9 protein-coding genes and 1 pseudogene are annotated in these 19,841 nt (G+C 58.7%); 8 read left to right on the forward strand and 2 right to left on the reverse strand.

Annotated features, from left to right (window positions below; all coding sequences use genetic code 11):
- The first annotated feature begins 90 nt into the window (after positions 1 to 90).
- From HY962_00375 to HY962_00385, 3 genes are all read left to right on the forward strand, one after another.
- Positions 91 to 1,602 carry a sodium:solute symporter family protein gene (locus HY962_00375; protein ID MBI5645359.1) on the forward strand — a complete coding sequence of 504 codons (1,512 nt, stop codon included), beginning with the start codon at positions 91 to 93 and terminating at the stop codon, positions 1,600 to 1,602.
- Positions 1,603 to 1,687: 85 nt separating this feature from the next.
- Positions 1,688 to 4,744 (forward strand): UvrD-helicase domain-containing protein, encoded by a 3,057-nt coding sequence (locus tag HY962_00380; protein ID MBI5645360.1) that lies wholly within the window; start codon positions 1,688 to 1,690, stop codon positions 4,742 to 4,744.
- Positions 4,741 to 7,560, forward strand: a complete 2,820-nt coding sequence (locus HY962_00385; GenBank protein MBI5645361.1) for a PD-(D/E)XK nuclease family protein — start codon at positions 4,741 to 4,743, stop codon at positions 7,558 to 7,560. Before HY962_00380 ends, HY962_00385 begins: the two co-directional genes overlap by 4 nt.
- Positions 7,561 to 7,766: 206 nt before the next feature.
- Here HY962_00385 and HY962_00390 read toward each other — a convergent pair whose 3' ends face one another.
- Together HY962_00390 and HY962_00395 are read right to left on the reverse strand one after the other, a co-directional pair.
- Complete coding sequence (locus tag HY962_00390) at positions 7,767 to 8,918, reverse strand: saccharopine dehydrogenase NADP-binding domain-containing protein (GenBank protein ID MBI5645362.1); 1,152 nt, start codon at positions 8,916 to 8,918, stop codon at positions 7,767 to 7,769.
- Positions 8,919 to 9,034: 116 nt separating this feature from the next.
- Positions 9,035 to 9,835 (reverse strand): class I SAM-dependent methyltransferase, encoded by an 801-nt coding sequence (locus tag HY962_00395; GenBank protein MBI5645363.1) that lies wholly within the window; start codon positions 9,833 to 9,835, stop codon positions 9,035 to 9,037.
- Between the two features lie 81 nt (positions 9,836 to 9,916).
- Between HY962_00395 and HY962_00400 the strand changes: the two genes are divergently transcribed.
- The 5 genes and pseudogenes from HY962_00400 to HY962_00420 all read left to right on the forward strand — a co-directional run bounded on the left by HY962_00400 (position 9,917) and on the right by HY962_00420 (position 19,835).
- The gene (locus HY962_00400; protein ID MBI5645364.1) at positions 9,917 to 12,181 is read left to right on the forward strand and encodes an N-acetylmuramoyl-L-alanine amidase; all 2,265 of its coding nucleotides are present in this window, start codon (positions 9,917 to 9,919) and stop codon (positions 12,179 to 12,181) included.
- A gap of 142 nt (positions 12,182 to 12,323) precedes the next feature.
- Positions 12,324 to 13,831 (forward strand): annotated as a pseudogene (locus HY962_00405) (spore maturation protein).
- A gap of 689 nt (positions 13,832 to 14,520) precedes the next feature.
- Complete coding sequence (locus HY962_00410) at positions 14,521 to 16,539, forward strand: T9SS type A sorting domain-containing protein (protein ID MBI5645365.1); 2,019 nt, start codon at positions 14,521 to 14,523, stop codon at positions 16,537 to 16,539.
- Positions 16,540 to 16,660: 121 nt separating this feature from the next.
- Positions 16,661 to 17,017 (forward strand): DUF1232 domain-containing protein, encoded by a 357-nt coding sequence (locus HY962_00415; GenBank protein MBI5645366.1) that lies wholly within the window; start codon positions 16,661 to 16,663, stop codon positions 17,015 to 17,017.
- Positions 17,018 to 17,153: 136 nt separating this feature from the next.
- A complete protein-coding gene (locus HY962_00420) occupies positions 17,154 to 19,835 on the forward strand; it encodes a RecQ family ATP-dependent DNA helicase (GenBank protein MBI5645367.1) in 2,682 nt (893 codons plus the stop codon).
- Positions 19,836 to 19,841: the final 6 nt, after the last annotated feature.

A 19,841-nucleotide genomic window follows, 5' to 3' on the forward strand; every position in this document is an offset into this window, starting at 1 on the left:
CGTCCCCTGCCCGTATAACATCCATTTCCCGGCTCGCGCTGTGCGACACACCTTCCCTGTTCACTGTTCCATCCGACCCCCGGAGCCCCGATGAACATCTACATCATTTTTCTCCTCGCGTATCTGCTGATTCTCACTGCCTACAATTTCTGGCACTCTCGCAAAACGATGTCGCGCGACGAGTACATGGTGGCGGGACGCAACCTCTCCCTGACGCAGATGGTGTTTACGCTCATCTGCACATGGATCGGATCGGGGACGTTTATTGCCGGTGCGGAGTATGCCTCGTATGCGGGATGGAGCGCAATGTGGCAGCCCGCGGGCGCGTTTGTGGGAATTGCGATCATCTACTTTGTTGCCGGCCGCATCCGCACTTTCGGGCAATACACCATCGGCGACATTCTCGAGGTGCGCTATGGGAAATGGGCGCGGCTCTTCGGAGCGATCGCGCTCATCATCGCGTTTACTACCATTGTCGCGTATCAATTCCGCGCGGGCGGATACATCCTGAACGTCCTCACGGACGGTGGTGTGAGTCTGGCGATGGGCCAGACGATCACCGCGCTGTTTGTGATCACCTTCGTGGCAATCGGCGGAATGATCGCCATTGCACACACGGATCTACCAAACGGTATAATCATCGTCCTCGCCTGCCTCATCGCAGTGCCCTTTGTGATCGCGGCCGCTGGCGGATGGGGACACATACAGGAAGTACTGCCTCCCGGAAATTTTGAAGTGTTTTCGCCGGACTTCGGAAAGTATCCCGCACTGAAGGGATTCGCCTATTTCCTCTCGACGCTGCTGCTGTTGATGGGCATTCAGTCGATGTACCAGAAATTTTACGCGGCCAAATCCCCGCGCGAGGCGACGCGTGCCGTCGCCATCTGGATCGTCGGTACCATCGTGGTCGAGACCGTGGTTATCTGCATCGCTGTCTACGCCTCCTCGTACAATGTGGAACACGGGATGCAGTGGGACGGACGGTCGCTGGTTCTGAACGCCGCCCGCCACATGGTGCCTGTCTGGGCGGGTATTCTGCTTCTCGGCGCCGCCTGTGCCGTGGTGCTGTCGACCGGCATGAACTACCTTCTCTCGTCCAGTTCCAACGTGATGCGCGACATTTACCAGCGCTTTATCAGCCCGAATGCCGACGAGTCGAAGATGGTCGCACTGCAAAAGGTATTCGTGGTGCTGATGGGCATCGTGGCGTTCCTCATGATCTTCATTCCGACGGCTCTCGAACTGCCTATTTCGATCCTGCAGTACAGCTACTTTGCATACACGATTTATGGTGTCGCCATCACGCCGGCGCTGTTTGCGGCGTTGACATGGAAGCGCGCGACGAAACAGGGCGGCCTCGCCTCGATCGTCGGCGGCACGCTGGCGGTGGTGCTTTTCGAGATCGTGCTCCCGCGCATCGCGCCGGGAATCATGCTTGCCGCATCCACCGCAAAGGGTGGCGAAATTTTTGGCAGCGATCCGTGGGGCATACCCAGCATTTACCCGGCCCTCTTCATTTCCATCGCAGCTCTTGTGATTGTGAGTCTCATGACCCCGAAACCCAGGAAAGAGGATCTGGAGAAGTTGTTCCCCGGCTCCTAAGACCATTGTTTCTACCTGCGTCGGAATTCGCATCGCGGCACGGCGCGCGCGCCGCGGTTGATACAGTTGTTTTCCCGGACATCGGATGCCTGACTTGAGCAAGGCATACACATTGGATTTTCCTTCGTTCACGCTGGTGACCGCCTCGGCGGGCTCGGGCAAGACCTATCAGCTCGCCTGGCGCGTGGCGCAGTACCTGCTCTCGGGCATCCCCTTTGAGCAGGTGCTGGCGATCACTTTCACACGGAACGCAGCGAGGGAGATGAAGGAACGAGTGTTGCGCGCCCTGAAGGATGTTGCGATCGGCGATGACGAGGCAATGGCCGAGGTGGCGTTGCGGTTGGGTCCGGAAGCACAAGGAGCCCAGACACGCGCGGCGGAACTCCTCGACGCAATATTGGAACGGTACGGCGATCTCGACATCAGCACCATCGACAGTTTTATGACGCGGCTCTTCCGCGCCTCCGCCCTCGAGTACGGCTATGATCCGGCCTTCGAGATTGTCCTCCAGCACGACAATCTTCTCGACGACGCCTTCGAGCGTCTCGAACGGAAACTGTACGCTGGTTCAGATGAAGCCGCGCAGTTGAAACGAATTGCGGACATGATCGATCGCGACAGGTATGTGTGGGATCCGCTGCAACAAATTCGTGGTGAAGTGGGCGCACTGCACAGCGCGCTGTCTTCTCATGTAAAGCCGCCGGTGGTGGAGGACGGGAGTGCGGAAATTCGTGCGAGTGAAGCAGAGGTGCGCGCGTCGTTCGAACGGTTGCATGAGGCGGCCCTCGCGACGGGGCTTACCCTCGACCGAAATTTTCTCTCGCTCTCTGCCAAGCTGCGCGAAGGCGGCATCGCCCCGCTTCTGGAACGCGCGCGTAGGGAACCGAACAACGTCGTCAACAAGGGCGGCGTCGACAAGGCCTCCTACGAAGCCCGTGCCGGCACGCTTGCGCCGCTGTGCGACGCGCTGAACGCGGCACTGGAACATGCGGCCGTCGCAGGCATACTCCATGGCAGGTACCCCGTGGTGTACGCGGCGCACCGACTTCAAGAAGAACTCGACGAAGTGAAGCGGCGAAGTGGGCGTCTGCTCCTCGATGACATCGGGCGAATGCTCATCCGCCGCCTCGAAGAGGGTGCGATTCCCGAAATCTACTTCCGCCTCGGTGAACGCCTTCTGCATTTTCTCATCGACGAGTTTCAGGACACATCTCCGATTCAATGGGGCGTGCTCGAGCCGCTGCTCGCGGAGGCACTGTCGGTGCAGGGCAGTCTCTTCATAGTCGGAGACACGAAGCAGTCCATCTACGGGTTCCGAGGCGCGGATTGGCGCATCATGCGTGGACTCACCGCGCGCACCTTCCCGTCCGCGTCGTTTCACGAAGTCACACTTCCCGTCAATTATCGCAGCGGCGGTGAAATTCTTCGCTACAACGAGCAGACGTTCACATCCACGGTGCCTGCGCACGGTGAGGAAAAGGAGTGCCGCGCCAGTGGGCTCGACCGCAGCGCGCAAGAGGCAAAGCCGGGAAGAGAGAACGACGGCTATGTGGAAACCCGCTTCATTCCACGTGCGCAGGAAAACGCGGACCGCGAGGCAGTGATCGACATCGTGCGCGACTGTCTCGAACGTGGATACACGTGCCGCGACATCGCCATACTCACTCCCGCCAACGACAGCGTGATCACGGCCAGCGGCTGGCTCAAGGACGCAGGGTATCCCGTCCTGTCGCACAGCAGTCTCGATGCGCGCAATCGCACCGTCGTGCGCGAGATGTTAGCACTGCTCCGCTTCCTCGACGCGCCTGTCGACGATCTCGCCTTCGCAACAGTGCTGCTCGGACGTGTTTTTGTAGCCCGTTCCCAAGAATACGGCGTCGACAACTCCATCATCGAACGGTGCATCCTCGAGGCGCGACGCACATCGCGCCCGGTATACAAGATCTTCCAGAGCGAGCTTCCGGCACTGTGGGCCGATCTCTTTGAACCGCTCTTTTCCGTGGTTGGATACGCGCCGCTGTACGATCTGCTCTGCGATGCCTGCCGCACACTGGCCGTCTTTCGTCTGCATCCGGACGAGGAAGCCGCCATTTCGGCCATGCTGGAAGCGGCTGTGCAACTCGAGCAGCGAGGCGGAAACAGCGTCCGCGATTTCCTTGTCTCGGCCAATGACGAGCGCGAATCGTCGCTCTGGTCAATGCAGCCGCCCGCGGCGGCCGATGCCGTAACGCTCATGACCATACACAAGGCGAAGGGCCTTGATTTCCCCGTGGTCATCGTGCTGCTCTACGGAAAATCACACAGTACTTTCGGACCGTTTTTACAGGAGACGGAAGAAGGCGTCCGTGTGCTGGCGTTGACTAAGGCGCGGCTCGGATTTGCGCCACACTTCGCATCCCTCTACAACGAAACGGTCTTCCGCGGCACTGTCGATGCGCTGAACCGTCTCTACGTTGCCCTCACACGCGCCGAGCAGGAAATGTACGTGTTGGGTGTATACGGCACCGCAAAATCCCCCGATCAGGTCGATCCGCCTGTGGCGTGGCTGCCCCAAAGAGAAGGTGATCCCTCGCGCCCGAAACCGCCAGTGCGCCGCGCAAGGAAGGATTCACACCCCCCCGCTCAGACGGAACACCATCACCTGCCCGTGCCGCGCGTATTCGACGGAGTGACACTACGCAATTACGGCGCCGAGCACCGCGGGACGGTACTGCACGCGGTGTTGGAACAGATCGAGCTTCTCCCGGACGACCTGCCGCGCATGATCGACACCGCGCTTGCAAAGATCGGCTTTGTGGACACTCCCGCCCTGACACGGGATTCACTCAGGACCACCCTCACGGATTTTTTCGCCGTTGCCTCCGTCCGGGCACTGTTTGTGTCCGACCCGCGCATCCGCGTTTTTTGCGAACAGGAATGTGTGCTCGCGACAGGAGCGCTGCAGCGCATCGACCGCTTGCATGTGACCGACAAAAGCGTGCTGGTCATCGATTATAAAACCGGGGGTGATGAGCACGAGCAGCAATACGTCCTCCAGGTCCGCGGCTACATGGCCGCGATGGCGGAAATCTTTCCCGGCCGCGGAATCGAGGGCGCGATTGTGTATATCGACCGATGCCGCGTCGTGAGAGTGACTCTATGAACGTTCGCTTTCTTTCAGCAGGCGCCGATGTGGTGACGACTGTGCTCGATCTGATCGAGACATCGGGTGCGGATATTTCGGATACAATGGTCGTTTTTCCAGGCATGCGGCCGCGCTATTTCCTCTTCAAAGCACTGGCAGAGCGGCATGGAAGCGCCTTCTTCCCGCCGAACGTCACTACCTCTGCGGGACTGATCGATGTTCTGTACAAACACCAGTGCGCGCAGGAGCGCCGCGATCTGGATCCGCTCGATGCCGCGGCTATCCTGCACGAACTTCATGCGGCGCAGCCGCAGCGACTGGGCGGGCGGGCGTTCGAGTCTTTCGCGCAGTATTACCCTCTCGGTATGCGCACTTTCGGAGAGCTCGAGGAGCTGATGGCCGCGGGCGCGGATGGTGACACGCTCCGACGCGCAGCCGCATCGGCGCCGTTGCAGGAGCTTTCGGTGCTCGCCGCGCTTTTCCGTCCCTTTTACGCTGCGGTCGCCACCCGCGGCTGTTCAACGCCGGCAATGCGTTTGCGCGAGGTGGATGCATTGGCGAACTCGCTGCGCCCCCCTGCGGGACGGTTGATCTATGTTTTACCGCCATGGCTGTCACAACGCGAAAGGAGAATTCTGCTGCGTCTCCTTCAATTCGATTCGACCGTGCTTCTTGTTCAAGACGGGCCGGGTGTCAATCCGCTCTGGGAATCACTCGGTGTGGCCGCTCCTCCCACGACCCGCGCGCCCGAGCCGCGCGTCACCATTGCCGAAGCTCCGGATATGCATGCCCAGGTATTCGGACTCGCGGCCAGTCTGCGTAGCACCCTCGACGAGGGAGCGGCTGCGGATGAATCGACCGTGATAGTGCTGCCTAATGCACAGGCCCTTTTCCCCGTCATGCAGCACGTCCTGCCCCTGGCAGGTGAAACAGCATGGAATATTTCGCTCGGATACCCGCTCGCCCGGACGCCGGTGCACGCCTTTCTGACGCTGCTCTTTGATGTGTTGTTATCGATGCGTGATGGACGCTGCGGCGCGACAGAGTATGTGCGCTTTATGTTGCACCCGTACGTGAAGAACATCCGCAGTGAGGCGGAGGGTGATACCGCGCGGATGCTGTGCCACACAATCGAGGAAACCCTGATCGATCGGGGAGTTGATACGGTTTCGCCCCTCCTGATTGAGAACGACGATGAGATACTTTCCGCCGCGGTACGAATGCAGCGGGCGGGAATTCCTGGCTCGGACGCGCGCGCACTCCGTGCCCTGCTCGTCGAAATACACACCGCAACAATTCGCGCATTTGAACACGCGGCAACCTTGTCCGATTTTGCCGCCGCCGTTGTGCGCGTTCTCGAATACATCGGCAACAGAAGCACCGCCCGCGTACATCGGGACTTCAGGCCCTTTGCGGAACAGGTCATGGACGCGATGTGGCGGGTGTCGCACAGCGATGCGGCATCCCTGGCGCATGGGGGAATGGAGGATTGTGTCACGCTGTATCAGCACGTGATTGCCGGCATGGTGCACCATTTCCCGGGAACGCCTGTGCGCGGCCTGCAGGTACTTGGCCTTTCCGAGACCCGGGCCCTGCGCTTCCGAAGAGTGTTCATCCTCGATGCGCAGGACGACGTTCTGCCGGGTGGCCCGGGCGTACCCTCCCTGATTCCACCGCACGTGCGCGACTCCCTTGGCATGCGGACCGAGAGGACGCGCGAGGACGAGATTGCTCACATCATGCACCATTTGCTCGCGGGCGCCGAACGAGTGTACTTTTTCTATTCGACCGCGTCCGGTGCCTCGAGAAGCCGCTATGTGGAACGACTGCTATGGGAGCAACAGCGCAAGGACAAGGTGACACGGAGCGACCCGTACATTGCGGCCATCGCGCCGGCGGTGACATTAACTAACGGGCTTCCGTCAGCAATTGGAAAATCTCCTGAGACACTCGCCGTTCTTTCCTCATCGTCGTTCCATGCGACCGGTCTCGATCGGTATCTGCGGTGTCAGCGCCGTTTCTACTTTACAGACATTCTGGGCCTGCGTGAGCGTGCCGAAATTTCCGACGATGTGGAAGCACAGGATATCGGAATCCTCGTCCACGAGATCCTCGATGCCTATCATGCACCGCATGTGGGGCTCCGACTCGGCCCGGAACACTGCGACGAAAATGGCATCGAGGCGATCGCGCGAGAACAATTCCGCACGATGATCGGTGATGTTACTGGCGGTCGCGTTCTGTTGCACGATCGTATCCTCCGGCGTATGCGCGAGTACGTGTCGGGCTATCTGCGTCCTCTGGTGAAACAACACGACATGCGGATCACACAAATCGAGACGCGCCTCGAGGGGCGTATTGCGGGTTTCCGTATCACGGGCAAACCCGATCGAATCGATGACCGGGATGGACGTGTCATGATACTCGACTATAAAACAGGCGGCAACGCGAAACGCCGGACTGTCGATATCGAGTCGGTCGATCCGGACGATCGTGCCTCGTGGGCGACAGCCATCGGCTCACTCCAGCTCCCCTTGTACCATATCATGTATGCAGCCGCCCACAGCATCGATGTGACAATTGTACACCCGATGTATCTGAGCTTGAACGGACGTACAATTGACGCGAACTCGGAGGAACCCTATTGCACCGACCCCGGACTTCTCGGTGAAGCACATGAACGATTGGTGCGTGTGCTGGAAAGACTGATCCGAGAAATTATCAACCCCGGATTACCCTTGCTGCCGCCGCATGAAACGGGTGTTGAACCCAAATCCGTGTGTCCGTATTGCCCCTATGTCTCACTGTGTGGAACGGAGTGGATTACACGCTGAGGAGCGTCTCTCGACGCAAGCAGATTCTTCTTGCATAACACAAAGTTGTCTGCTATTTTGGTTCTTCATCGATAACCTCACATTTGGTACAGGCAATGATCCACGAGATCATGCATTCGGGACGTTCCAGAGATCATCGCTGGACGACCTTATTGGTGCTGGCGGCACTCAACATCATTCTGATGTTGTTTCTGGGGTAATTTGTTTCAGTTTGCGGACCGCCCGCAACTTTCGATCGTTTCGCGAAACACAACGTTCCGTTCTTGTAGTCCCGCCATCAGCGCGCCGTACGCGGCCGCGTCTGCACCGATATATTCAGGTGGCACGATTCCTTTACGCGTAATCACGCCATCGGCGACCAGGCGTGCCGCGACCGAACACGTGTATCCCGTTGTACGCGCCATCGATGTGGTGCCTGTCGCCGGATCGTAACGGTCGAGCAGGTCGTATGTGTACCTCAGGATCTCCCCTTCACGCTGTCCTTCGATGACGACCCGCATCACGGTGAAATCGTGTTCGCCTTCCGGCAGGGTCCATTTCGGAAACAGCAGCGCGGCGGTAACATCGAGCGGACGAAGCGAGACGCCGCGGACGGTGATTGGGTCGGTACGGAAGAATCCCGTCTCGCGAAGCACTCGCATGAGATCCGCATGACCCGGATATCTGAGTGTTTTTTCCTTCATGTCCGGCGCGTTCATCGTGACTGCCAGTGTGCGGAGGCCGTCGGAATTAAACGCCTCCAATGTGCCTATGCCGTCGAATTCCAGCAGCTCGATGTCACTGAGCGCTTCGCGCGTAACCAGCCTGCCGTTCTCCACATAACGCGCGGGACGGGTGTATTCCTCAATGACATCGACCGGCGAGAAGACCGCGGTGTATTCGTACGGCTTTCTTCGTGTCACCGGGAGTCCTCCGACATAACACAGGAATCGGTCCGTCCGGTTGAGCAAGGTATGGACATGCCCGAAGAGGATATTACCGCAGCCGGGAGCAACACCGCAATCAACAATCGCGGTCACACCCTGCGACTGGGCGGCTGAATCGAGCGTCAGTGCATCCTCAGGAAAAAAGCTGATGTCGACCACGTTTTTACCCGCGGCTATCGCCGCTTCGACGGTGCGATATCCCATGAAACCCGGCACGGCGCCAATCACGAGATCGTGAGCAGCGACAAGATCACGTACGCGATCGGGGGAGCTGAGATCCTCCTGTAGCCGCGCCACCCCGTCGATACCGGCGACGCGGGTCAGGGCCGCTTCGGATACATCAACGGCAGTCACATTGAAAGAGGGTTCAAGTGCAAGATCACGAACGATGGCCGAGCCGACAAGGCCGCAACCGAGGACGATGATATCCATGAGTGGTACTCTGCTTTGAGAGGAGGTGGTTGAATCGCGATAGTAAGGGTGAAAACGTAAGAATGGTGGTTAAACGGGTGCGTGGCAGGATGATCCTTCTCGCAGGAAAGGGCCGGTCACCTCGTCTCGAGCACAACGACCAGATCGCGGCTGCGGGGATCCCACTGTTCGAGCGCGAGTGTGGAAAACAGGCCCGCGCTTGTGAAACCGGCCGTGATGGCGGCTTCCTGAATGATCGAGGTGGTGAATGGAGTCAGCAACGTAGAATGCAGCATGTGCCGCGGCGGCTGCGTGGTGGTATCTACGCTCAGGATATTGAACGTGAGCCGCGGTTCGGTGAAATCGTAGAATCGCACGATGGTTGTCCCCGGATCAGAGCGCACCGCGATGATTCGATCACGGATTGCGAGTATCCGTTCGTAATTGAGCAATTGGACTATCGCACGCCCACCGGAGTTGAGCGCCTCACGCCACTGTGCGAAGGTCTGCACAAGTTCGTCTGATGATGCAAGGTGGGGAAGGGAATTGCCGAGACAAAACACGGCGTCAACGGGCTCCGAGTTGAGCAGGGCGGGCGCGAGAAAATCCCCCAGCACAAATTGGGCGTCGGTATACACGGCGGCGTTGCTCCGCGCACGCCGCAGCATTTCCGCCGAAATATCATACCCCGTTGTTTTAATGCCGAGTGATGAAAGGGCGCATACATGGATTCCGGTTCCGCACCCCATATCCGCCGCGCTTCGGATCCTGAAGCGCGACACAAGCGGTTGTAGAATCGCCGCTTCTCTCGGCACCCGTTCCGTGAACGCGGTCATCGTGTCGTAGGAGGAAGCCGCCGCATCATAAAATGCGGATGGTGGGAGCGGATGCGTGTTGTCCTGTGTCATGGCTGCCACAACATACCAAGAATCGCTCACGGATCGAAGTGTGTGCCGCTGCTCCATATTGTCTGGCCCGCCATTGGTAGGTATATTTCATGCACACCGACAACGGCACCCATGCGCCTTCGCTTCCGACTTCCCGGCATCACTTTTCTCCCGATTCTGGCTGCGTTCCTGTCCCACTGCGGCAGCGCAGTATATTATGTGCGTCCGCCCGATTGGTCCGAACCTTCGCGCCGCGATTCCGCTATCACTCTGTTTGCGGAAGCGCTGCGGGGGAAGACCGTCTTCCTCGATCCGGGTCATGGCGGCGACGACCGCGCAAACCGCGGACCGGCGGGCGATGTTATCGAAGCCGACGTGAATCTGCGTGTCGCACTCCGTCTGCGCGATTACCTCAAGGCGGCGGGCGCGAACGTGCTCATGTCTCGAGAAGCAGATCAATCGGTGCCGCTTACCGCCCGCATACAGCAGGCGAACGCCAACAATGCCGATGTTTTTCTGTCCATTCATCACAATGCGGCGGAAAATCCTGCCACGAATTATACAGCCACGTTTTACCACGCGCACCCGGGTGCGCCCGGCTATAAACCCTCCAGCCACGATCTCGCACGCTATATCCAGCGTGATCTGGCCTTTGTCATGGGGAATCCCGGATCACTCGCGACCTTCGACGGAACAATCTCGGACTTCCTGATCCATCCCAACGAAGGATACGCCGTCCTGCGAAACGCCAAAATGACTTCGGTGTTGATCGAATGCGCGTTTTTTACGAGTGTGTACGAAGAGCAAAGGTTGAAGCGTGAGGAATTCAACGACATACAGGCGTGGGGAATTTTCCGCGGACTGGGAAAATACCTCCGCGCGGGGGTTCCGCAGCTCGCGTATGCATCCCCTGTCTTTTTTGCGGAAAAGCGTCCGCGCATCACTGTGGAAGTAAAAGACAAGGGTGAAATAAAGGACGAATCGATCCGAGTATGGGTTGACGGGAAGGAGGAGGGCTTCATCTACAACGCGAAGTCCAAGCAGATCACAGTCACTCCTTCGGATGATCTTGGCGCGGGCTATCACCGGCTCTCCGCACAGGTGCGGAATTCCAACGAAAATTCCTCTGCGCCGTTTGAACTCTATTTCGCCGTGGCCGCGGCGCCCGCGCTGCTCCGCTCGAGTGTTGAGCCCGCGATTCTGCCTCCGGACGATCAGACGTTCTCCCACATCGTCGTCACCGCCGTCGACAGCGCCGGGAAATCGCTGGGCGACGATATTCCCATCCGCTTCACAACATCGATGGGACGTGATACGGTGCTTTTCACAAAACAGGGCGTAGTGCGGACCGTCATTGCGCCTGGCGCTGCACAGCGTGTCTCCTTCGAAGCGTCGAATGGACCCGTCCGCACGGGCGGAGCAGTAGCCACATCGCCCGATGCATTGTACACGCGCGGGGTGGTCATGAGTTCCGACGGGAAACCCGTCGGTGGCGCTCGTATCATATTGCCAGGCGACAAGGAAGCCCTGACGAATGAACAGGGCGAATACATCATTGCGGGCGTGCAGACCGATGGCCTCGAAGCCCGTATTACCGCTCCGGGCTACTTCATGCGCACTGAGGCCATGACGCGATCACGCGTTCAGGATCCTGTGCTGCTTGCCCCCGTCGCGCGTGGTGTGCTGCATGGAAAGACCATCTTGCTCGATCTGGCCACTCCCGCCGCGGCACCTCCGGAAAACCGAGTGGATGTCAGAACCCGTACCCAGCTCACGGCGTTGCTTGAAGCGTCTGGTGCACGGGTCATTATTCCCTCGCGTGAGGCGGCGACCCGGAAGGCGGCAGCGGACTTGCTCGCATCCCAGAAGGGCGCAGTGTACGTCCAGGTCGGACTCAATAGCGGCTCGACAAAGTACGCACTCAAGATCAACGGCCAGCAGGGCGCAAAATCATTGTCGGATATCATCCTTAAAACGTTTCCCGTGTATGTGAACGCCGCTCCGATGCCGTGGGTCCAGCGCACAAATCCGAATCCGGATCTCGAGAAACTGCGGCATGTGGTTGTCCTGCTTCCACCCCCGGGGTCGAAGAGTTACGAAGAAGGCCTGTCGCCCTACTTCGCCATGAATGCTGCGTGGGCGCTCTACGCGTCCATCCTCGGCGCGGAAGGATTCAAAAGCAAGGGATCAAAGCTCATCGAAGTGACTGTTACCGAAAAGGGCACTAAAACGCCGGCCGCCTTTGCGCTCGTATCACTCAACGGCACTGTGCAGTGTATGACCGACGCGAAGGGCGTGGCTCGATTCAGAAACGTTACTGTGGGCGAAGACGACGTGCGTGCCGTGGATGCGGAGCGCCATGAAATTGCGGGTGTGAAAACCGAACTTGTGCCGTGAGTTGCCCGATCTCGCAGACTGCGTCCCCGTTTGTGCCCGCCCTTGGAGAGGCGACGACGCATACCACTGGGCCTTGTATCACAACTGAGACACGCCCGACACGTGCTCGTCTCAACTCTGCACACGCCACGCGGAGGCGTGGATGCTGAATCACATCTGGCTCGCCATCCTTGTCATCGGGATATTGACGGCTGCAGGTCGCGACATTCACGATTCGGTTCGCAACTCCTATGGGAACGGCACGGCATTGCACCTTGCAGAGACGGGAATGGAGGCGGTGAACGGTCCAGGAAAATACCAGGCCGACCTCACCCTTTCTGCGGAGCAGCTACGGCGCAACATCCCTGCGCTTGCGCAACAGCAGAGCGATTGCAGCTTCACGGCGGACATCACCATGTTCGATGCGTATCGTGGCACAGCCCTGCTTACCATACCCAACGGCGCGCCCGACGTACTCACTGTCATGGCCACGGCCCAGGGCGGTGAGCGCCTCATAGGATCGTTGCTTCGTCGCGATACACCGCAGGGGCCCGTGTGGTCAATCGTTTTACAACCCGTGCGGCTCGTCTATCTGCGAAAAATCACTATCGCCGCCTTCGACGCCGCAACGCTCGCCGTGCAGATTGCGATCGGCCTCATTGGTATCATGGCACTATGGCTTGGTGTAATGAATGTTGCGCAGGAGGCCGGTCTGGTGTCGCTGCTTTCCCGTGCGGTGAAACCTCTGACACGACGCCTCTTCCCTGACGTTCCTTCCGATCATCCGGCCATCGCCGCGATCATGATGAATATTTCCGCGAACATGCTCGGGCTCGGAAATGCGGCAACGCCGTTCGGACTGAAAGCCATGGAGGAACTCGAGAAGGTGAACACACACAAAGGTACCGCAAGCAATGCGATGTGCACCTTCCTTGCAATGAACACCTCCTGCGTCACACTGATCCCTGCCACAGCCATTGCAGTACGTGCCTCCCTGGGATCGTCCAATCCCGCTGCGATTATCGGGACCACGCTGCTCGCATCACTGGTCGCCGCAAGCACGGGCGTCGCTGTTGCCAAGCTTCTGCAGCGGCTCCCGTGGTTCCGCCTGCCTGTCGAGACAACCCGTTGATGGAAATCGTCCAGACCATACTATCCGCGGTGTCGGCACTGGCGATTCCGGCTCTCCTTCTTTTCTTTCTGGTCTATGGTGCCATGCGCCGCGTGAAGGTGTACGAAGTCGCGGTGGAGGGAGCCAAGGAGGGGTTTGCAACCGCAACCCGCATCATTCCCTATCTGGTACTCATGCTCGTCGCCATTGCGGTATTTCGCGCCAGCGGCGCGATGGATGTGGTCATAGCCGCAGTCCGGCCGGCAACGAATCTCCTTGGCTTCCCTGCCGAGGCGCTACCGATGGGTCTGTTGCGCCCCCTGTCAGGGAGCGGCTCGCTCGGCGTGATGACTGAAATCATGAAAACACACGGCCCGGATTCTTTTATCGGCATCCTCGTTTCGACAATGTACGGAAGCACCGAAACGACATTCTACGTTGTTGCAGTCTATTTCGGTTCTGTTGGGATACGGAATACGAGACACGCGCTGCCAACAGGGCTCATCGCCGACTTCGTGGCATTTCTCGCCGCATTGGCGGCAGTACGTATTTTGACCTAGAAGACACGTTCGCAGAGTTTCTCCACCCGCCCCCGAGAGGCGGTGCGGCTTCACGGGCTTCCGGTGTTGGCTGCCCGACACCGCCCCCGCGTGATTGAGTGTCATATCGGCCAATTCACACCTAAATACTCGCATTTGTAGAAGGGAGACCTGCAAATACGAAACATTCGCATGGATGCAGCACCCCGCTTCCTTGGAATATATGGTATTGTATAATTTGCAATTTCTGTTGTTGTCATTGCTGCAACCGATTAATGCCGCTGGACCAAATACGTGCAAAACGCTGTTAATAAAGCACATCCGAGCTCGTTTGTCTGTTGGCCCGTGAATTGTTATAGCTTCTTCGGCAGTTATTATTGCAGATACTACACAAGATAATGCCTTGCTGCATACGGCGTTAGTTCCCAGTCTCGAGGAGGCGCTTTACTTCGTCCGGACACCACGATTGTACTGCACACGTTCGAAAATAGAATGAGGTTTTATCCGATGTCACGCACAGAACCGATGTACCCCCCGCCACAGGCGGCAGAGAAAAAACGACGCGATAATCCGCGCACAACAAAAGGCGCCTCACAGGCGCATAACACACATCGTCCATACACAATTGAACTGGTCCCCTCATGTCAGCGATATTACTTGAAAGAGTGCTTGTCCGCTCTTTTATAGCAGTCTGCTTCCTCATCGGAGGAATGACGGCATTCGGTCAGATCCCGGGTAGAGACGGAGCAAAAACCATCTCTGGCTCGGAGACGATAAACACATACACTCGATTGACCAACAGCCCGGGTATTGGAGCGACGCAGCTCCGCGTTTCGAGTTACGCGGGATTCGCGGCCGGAGACTTGATCCTGATTTACCAGGCACAGGGGGCGACTCTCGACTGGGCAACAAATTCGGCCTCATACGGATCCGTCACGAATTACAATAATGCCGGGCGTTATGAGTTCCACGAAATAGCATCCTTGCAGTCGCCGAACCGAATAAATCTGACAAGCGGCCTCCAGTACGCGTACACAAGCGGGGGTGCCGCTCAGGTGGTGCGGATCCCCCAGTACACCACTCTGAACGTACCAGCGGGAACCTCTATCATCCCACAGGCGTGGAACGGACAGACCGGCGGTATCATTGCGGCAACGGTCCAGTACACTGCAACAATCGACGGATCTGTGAACGCGAATGGTGCGGGCTTCCGCGGTGGTGCGTTGTCCATCAACAATGGCGCTGCCTCGACGGACTTCACCGATTGGCGCACGACGGATGTCGCGGCTGGTGCTGAGAAAGGAGAAAGTATCGGAGGCAGCACGGCTACCTATGATTCGTATTCGGGCCGGTATGGTCGCGGCGCCCCTGCGAACGGAGGCGGAGGGGGAAATTCTCACAACGGCGGTGGGGGGGGTGGCGCCAACGGTGGTTCAGCCGCATTGTGGACGGGACAAGGTGTCATGTGTTCGTCTTGTACTGGAACAGTCGCTTGGTCTCTGGACCCTACCTATATCGCGCTGTCAGGCCTCTCGACGTCATCGGGGGGTGGTCGGGGTGGCTACACCTATGGCGCGGCAAATATGGATGCACTCAGCATTGGTCCCGGCAACGCCTCCTGGGCAGGAAATAATCGCCGCGAACGCGGGGGTCTAGGCGGACGTCCGCTGAGCATCGACCCCTGCGCTCGCGTGTTTTTCGGTGGCGGCGGAGGCGCAGGCAATGCCAACAATAGTTCAGGTGGAGCCGGCGGTAACGGTGGCGGAATCATCTTTCTTTATGCCTCTACGATAACCGGTCTGGGAAGTATTACCGCGAATGGTAACAATGGCGCAAACACCTCCAATACCCATAACGACGCTCCGGGCGGAGGTGGCGGTGGCGGAACAATCCTTCTCAATTCCAGTGGAAGTATCAGTGGCGTGGGAATTACCGCGCATGGTGGCAACGGAGGCAATCAGGGTATCACGTCTGCTGAAAGTGAAGGCCCGGGCGGTGGTGGTGGTGGTGGCTTTATTGCAACCACAACCACGGCATTAACTCCGACAGCGACGGGAGGAACGCAAGGCAGCAGCACGTCGTCGAGTGTCACAGAGTTCCCGGTCAACGGCGCCACCAGCGGAGGCGACGGACAAGTTTCCACCAACACAACCTGCTTTACCTCTCTCCCCGTGGAACTCGTCAGCTTTTCGGCCCATCGTTTCGATGGAAGAGTCCTCCTCACCTGGCGAACGGCAACCGAATCGAACAATGCGGGCTTCGAAATCGAACGTCAGAGCAATGGTGAGCCGTGGCATCAAATCGGTTTTATCCCGGGCTACGGCACGATCAACACACCACAGCGTTATGCCTTTGAAGATGCGGATCCGGGCGCTCTCGAATTGCGCTACCGGTTGCGCCAGGTAGATCGCGACGGCAACAAGCGGTATTCGTCCACCGTGGTGTTACTCCGGACGGATGCAACCGCTCCGGTCGTTTTGTCGCACTACCCTGATCCTTTCACAACAGGCACGGTCCTGACATATTCACTCCCAACAGAGTCGGTCGTATCGCTGAGTGTGTTTGACGCCCTTGGCCGCGTTGTTGCACGGCTGGCAACGTCAGAGATCCAGGACGCCGGCCAACACACCATTCCATTCGAATCCGGGGATCTCGCCCCCGGTGTCTATCACGGGGTTCTCGAAACACCAACGGGGATCCGTACAACGCGCATGTTGCGAGTGCGTTGACAGGCTGCGCGGAATCGTGCCGGCGCTTCGTATCTCGAGGCGCCGGCATTTTTTTTCGTGCCTTTGCTTTCCGCCGCCGAATGCATCATTTTCGCTCGGGTAACACCTTTTGAGAGGCGCTATGGACAAAGAACTTGATGAGATGTTTGCCGATTACGAACTCGGCGCTGAAGTCGACGAGGAACACTACCTCAAACAGTCGAAAGAAGTGCACGAAAAGTTCGAACGGAAAATGCGCGATGTGGGCAGCCGCGTCAGATTTGCCGGCGATCTGATCGCACTGTGGCGCTACTTCACGGATACTGATGTGCCGTGGCAAAGAAAGGTTGTCGTGGTCTTTGCGCTGCTCTATTTCATCTCCCCGATCGACACGATTCCCGATTTGGCGCCGTTTGTCGGATATCTCGACGATTTCGGCGTGATCCTCGCGGTGACAAAGTTCATGTCGGACCAGCTCGCGCCGTATTATCCGGCATGATGGCCGGTCGGCGCTGCGCCCCCTGTTCGGTTACGAACATTGGCGCTGCCGCGCAGTCGGCCGGTTTCTTTCCCGATCCGGGAACATTTTTCCCCTCCCGTGAGTACAAGGATCGGGAACGATCGAGGGAGGTATCATGAGCACAGCAGAAAGACCAACATTTGACGCGGCACGCCAGGCGCTGCGCACACATTTTGGGTACGCGGATTTTCGGGGCGGACAGGAGGAGATCGTCAGGTCGATACTTGATGGACGCGACACGCTTGCCGTGCTTCCAACCGGCGGCGGGAAGTCCATCTGCTACCAGATCCCCGCTTTGCTGCTCGACGGCATTACCATTGTAGTCTCCCCCCTGATCTCCCTGATGCAGGATCAGGTGGAGGCGTTGCGTCGCGCGCGCATCCGGGCCACGTTCGTCAATTCCATGCTCGATTTCCGCGACGCAATGGAACGTATCGAGCAGGCGCGGCGCGGTCTCTATAAGCTGATGTACGTGGCGCCGGAACGTTTTGAAAGCCCGGCATTCCTCGACCGGATGCGCGGGGCACGCGTCGCGCTGTTTGCGGTAGACGAGGCGCATTGTATCAGTGAATGGGGCCATGATTTCAGACCAAGCTATCTGAAATTACGAGAGGCCATCGAATTTCTCGGGACACCGCAGATCGCCGCGCTCACTGCGACCGCAACGCCGGATGTGCGTGAGGATGTGGTGCGCCAGCTTGCCCTCCGGCAGCCCTCGGTGATCGTCCGTGGATTCAACCGCCCCAACCTTTCGCTGCGCGTAAAACAGGGGACGAACAAACGTGAGGCGATCCTCGCCGCCTGCGCGGGTGACTCGTGCGGCATCGTGTATGCGGGGACACGAAATGCCGTCGAAGAAATCGCGGACATGTTGAGGCGGCACGGCATCGTTTCCGAGGCCTATCACGCCGGCCTGCCCGACACACGCCGCAAGGATGTCCAGGAACGATTCATGCGAGGCGAGGCGAGGGTCATCGTGGCTACCACCGCCTTCGGGATGGGCATCGACAAGCCCGATGTGCGCTTTGTCATCCATCACGATATGCCGGGTTCCATCGAGCAGTATTATCAGGAGGCGGGACGCGCGGGAAGGGACGGGAAGCCGAGTGTGTGCACAATCCTCCACCAGCCGGGCGACCGCTCCCTCCCGGAGTTTTTTATACGACAAACTTTCCCCGACCGCGCGCTGGTGCAAAGCGTGTACGCATTCCTTCACGCCACCGCGGGCAACCAGCTCGGACACAGTTTCCGCGGCCTTGTCAATCTGAATCCGCAGCAGATCGCGGCAGGAATAGGCAAGACGAGCGAGGCGGCTGTGCGCGGCGCTCTCGACCTTCTGGACCGCAGCGGCTATGTGCGCCGTATCGACGCCAGTTACGCGCATTCCACGGTACGTTTCATTGTCGAGCCAGATCAACTCCGCGAATGGCTCGTGCGCGAAGCGTCCGACACACTCTCACCTGTCGCAGTCGCTCTGCTTCGCACGGTGGGAAGTGAAGCGTTCTTCCACCCTGTCGATGTTTTTCTTAATGAGATTGCGGAAAAGACGTTCCGTTCCGAGGACCATATTCTGCAGGGTCTGCGTGAGATGCAGGCACAGGGTCTCGTCGAGTTCCAATCTGGCAGGAAGGGGAGCGGCTACGCCCTGTTTGGTGAGCGTGTGCAGGCACGCGACCTCACTATCGATTATCGCGCCCTTGAAAAACGAATGGCGCATGCGTTCGAAAAACTTCGCGCGATGGAGCGGTATATCCTCGGTGTCGCCTGCAGACGAAATATGATTCTGGAGTACTTTCAAGAAACGGACATCAACAGCGTCTGCGGTATCTGCGATTCCTGCGAATCTGGAGCCGAGGTGGCGCCGCCGCCGGATGATGAGGATCGATTCGAGGCCTTGGCGCCGATGGTGCTCGAATGCGTCGCCGAACTCGAGGGCAAATTCGGCCGAAGTGTTCTCATCGATGTCCTGCGCGGGTCCAAGTCCAAACGTATCGCAGAGTACGGCCTGCAGCGGGCAACGGCGTACGGCCGCGCATCCACTGTGGAGCGTGGCGAGATATCCGCCGTGCTTGATGCGATGATCGGGCTCGGGTGGATCGGCATGTTTGAAAGTGTACGCCCTGCACTGCGATTGACGGAATTGGGGCGTGCAAAATTGACGCGCGAGATAACACCGCTCGAGATCTCCCCGGGTGGAAGCGACGCCGAACTGCGCGATCCCGTTTTATACGAATCACTGCGCGCCGCACGCCGCCGTATCGCCGGTGAACTGCGCATCCCCTCGCACATGCTTGTGGCGGATGCGGTGCTCCGCGCCGTTGCAAACGCGGCGCCGGCTGATATGGATTCCCTCCTCGCGGTGGAAGGGATAGGACCCGTCACCGCAAAACGGATCGGGACCCAGCTACTCGCCACAATCCGTGAGCATCAACGCGAGAGGGAACTCGCGTTGGCGGTCTCACGTGAACAGCGTGCACTGCCCGATCTGCCGTCGTCGATCGTGCAAACCTTCGAGCTCTGCGTACAAAAGCTGCCGCTGCAAGACATCGCCGCGCGGCGGGGACTCACGGACGGAACCGTCTCCCAGCACATCGCCGAAATGATCGGCAAGGGCATACGAATCGATATCGACGCGCTGATGCCGAAAGATCATCAGCACCAGATTCGCGCGGCGCTCGGAAAGCTGCCTCGGGCCGATCTGAAAAAGATCAAATCTCTTGTGGACCCCGAAATCAGTTTTGCGGAAATCCGTATTGTCCTTGCGATCGTCGAGCGGGAGAAGCGCGTCGTCTCATGATCGCGT

The sequence above is a fragment of the Ignavibacteriota bacterium genome (assembly GCA_016218045.1).
GTDB lineage: Bacteria > Bacteroidota > Ignavibacteria > SZUA-365 > SZUA-365 > JACRFB01.

What these genes read in the sequence shown, in the direction of transcription:
- HY962_00415 (MBI5645366.1), top strand. Translation starts at nt 16,661, where the DNA reads ATGGACAAAGAACTTGATGAGATGTTTGCCGATTACGAACTCGGCGCT.
- HY962_00385 (MBI5645361.1), top strand. Translation starts at nt 4,741, where the DNA reads ATGAACGTTCGCTTTCTTTCAGCAGGCGCCGATGTGGTGACGACTGTG.
- HY962_00410 (MBI5645365.1), top strand. Translation starts at nt 14,521, where the DNA reads ATGACGGCATTCGGTCAGATCCCGGGTAGAGACGGAGCAAAAACCATC.
- HY962_00420 (MBI5645367.1), top strand. Translation starts at nt 17,154, where the DNA reads ATGAGCACAGCAGAAAGACCAACATTTGACGCGGCACGCCAGGCGCTG.
- HY962_00375 (MBI5645359.1), top strand. Translation starts at nt 91, where the DNA reads ATGAACATCTACATCATTTTTCTCCTCGCGTATCTGCTGATTCTCACT.
- HY962_00390 (MBI5645362.1), bottom strand. Translation starts at nt 8,918, where the DNA reads ATGGATATCATCGTCCTCGGTTGCGGCCTTGTCGGCTCGGCCATCGTT.
- HY962_00380 (MBI5645360.1), top strand. Translation starts at nt 1,688, where the DNA reads ATGCCTGACTTGAGCAAGGCATACACATTGGATTTTCCTTCGTTCACG.
- HY962_00400 (MBI5645364.1), top strand. Translation starts at nt 9,917, where the DNA reads ATGCGCCTTCGCTTCCGACTTCCCGGCATCACTTTTCTCCCGATTCTG.